1 protein-coding gene is annotated in these 2,095 nt (G+C 67.8%); it reads left to right on the top strand.

Annotated features, from left to right (window positions below; genetic code table 11):
* Positions 1 to 2,095, top strand: a 2,095-nt coding sequence (locus B2W70_RS04770) for an indolepyruvate ferredoxin oxidoreductase family protein (RefSeq protein WP_286743377.1), incomplete at both ends; no start/stop codon positions are given.

Here is a 2,095-nt window from a genome sequence, read left to right as displayed (position 1 = left end):
GCTGTGGAAGGCGCGCGAGCACCTGAGCAAGCACCACATCGTCTTTCAGCCCGGCGTCAACGAAGAGTTGGGCGCCACGGCCGTGTGGGGCACGCAGCAGCTCGCGCTCACGCCGGGTCCGCAGCGCTTCGACGGCGTCTTCGGCATCTGGTACGGCAAAGGCCCGGGCGTGGACCGCTGCGGCGATGTCTTCAAGCACGCCAACATGGCGGGCACCTCGAAGCACGGTGGCGTGGTGGCCGTGGCAGGTGACGACCACGTGGCCAAGAGCTCTTCGCTGGCGCACCAGAGCGACCACATCTTCAAGGCCTGTGGCCTGCCGGTGTTCTTCCCGAGCAACGTGCAGGAGATCCTGGACCTGGGCCTGCACGCCTTCGCGATGAGCCGCTTCTCGGGCCTGTGGACCTCGCTGAAAACCATCCAGGAGGTGGTGGAGTCGTCGACCACGGTGTCGGTGGACCCGGATCGCGTCAACATCGTGCTGCCGGGCGATTTCGACATGCCCGAAGGCGGCCTGCACATCCGCTGGCCCGACGCGCCGCTGGCGCAAGAAGCCCGGCTGATGGACCACAAGTGGTACGCAGCGCTGGCTTATGTTCGGGCCAACCGCCTTAACCACACGGTGCTCGACAGCGAAGGCGCACGGCTGGGCATCATGGCCAGTGGCAAGGCCTGGAACGACCTGCGCCAGGCCCTGCACGACCTGGGGCTGGACGACGAGGCCTGCCGTGCCTTGAAGCTGCGCCTGCACAAGGTGGCCGTGGTCTGGCCCCTGGACGCGATGATCACGCGCGAGTTCGCGCAGGGGCTGCAGGAGATCCTGGTCGTCGAAGAAAAGCGCCAGATGATCGAATACCAGCTCAAGGAAGAGCTCTACAACTGGCGCGAAGACGTGCGCCCCAACGTGCTGGGCAAGTTCACCGAAACCGATGGCGACCAGACGGGTGGCGAGTGGTCGCACCCGCACCCGGCCAGCCGCTGGTTGCTGCGCGCCCAGGCCGACCTGAACCCTGCGCTGATCGCCAAGGCCGTGGCGCAGCGCCTTGAAAAACTCGGCCTGCTGGCCGATGCCCCATCGCACCTGCGCGAGCGCATCGCCGAGCGCCTGCGCGTGATCGAAGACAAGGAGCGCTCGCTGGCGCACACCACGGCCGGTCCCGAGCGCGCGCCCTGGTTCTGCAGCGGCTGCCCGCACAACACCTCCACCCGCGTGCCGGAGGGCTCGCGCGCCATGGCAGGCATCGGTTGCCACTACATGGCGCAGTGGATGGACCGCAACACGGGGCTGGTCTCGCAGATGGGCGGCGAGGGCGTGGCCTGGGTGGGCCAAGCCCCGTTCACCGACGAGAAGCACGTCTTCGTCAACCTGGGCGACGGCACCTACTTCCACTCGGGCGTGCTGGCCATTCGCCAGTCGGTGGCCGCGAAGGTCAACATCACCTACAAGATCTTGTACAACGACGCGGTGGCGATGACCGGTGGGCAGCCGCTGGACGGCAACCTGTCGGTGCCCGCCATGACCCGCGAGCTGCACGCCGAAGGCGTGCGCCGCATCGTGGTGGTGACCGACGCCCGCAGCCGCTACGCCGATGTGCACGACCTGGCGCCAGGGGTGGACCTGTTCCACCGCGACGACCTGGACCGTGTGCAAAAGGAGTTGCGAGAAACCGAGGGCTGCACGGCCCTGATCTACGACCAGACCTGTGCCACCGAGAAACGCCGCCGCCGCAAGCGCGGCAGCCTGCCTGCCGTCACCACCCGCGTCGTGATCAACGAAGAGGTGTGCGAAGGCTGTGGCGATTGCACCGTGCAGTCCAACTGCCTGAGCGTGGAGCCGGTGGACACGCCGCTGGGCCGCAAGCGGCGCATCAACCAGAGCAGCTGCAACCAGGACCTGTCGTGCCTGAAGGGCTTTTGCCCCAGCCTGGTCACCATCGAGGGCGGACAGCTCAAGGGCGCCAAGCCGCAGCCCGGCACGCCCGACGTGCGCAAGCTGCCACCCGTGCCGGATCCACAGCTGCCTGACGCCACACGGGCCTGGGGCATCGTCGTGGCGGGCATCGGTGGCACGGGCGTGATCACCATCGGGCAGCTG

Source organism: Aquabacterium sp. UBA2148 (assembly GCF_002328915.1).
Classification (GTDB): Bacteria; Pseudomonadota; Gammaproteobacteria; order Burkholderiales; family Burkholderiaceae_C; genus Aquabacterium; species Aquabacterium parvum.
This window is presented reverse-complemented; position numbering and strand designations above follow the sequence as displayed.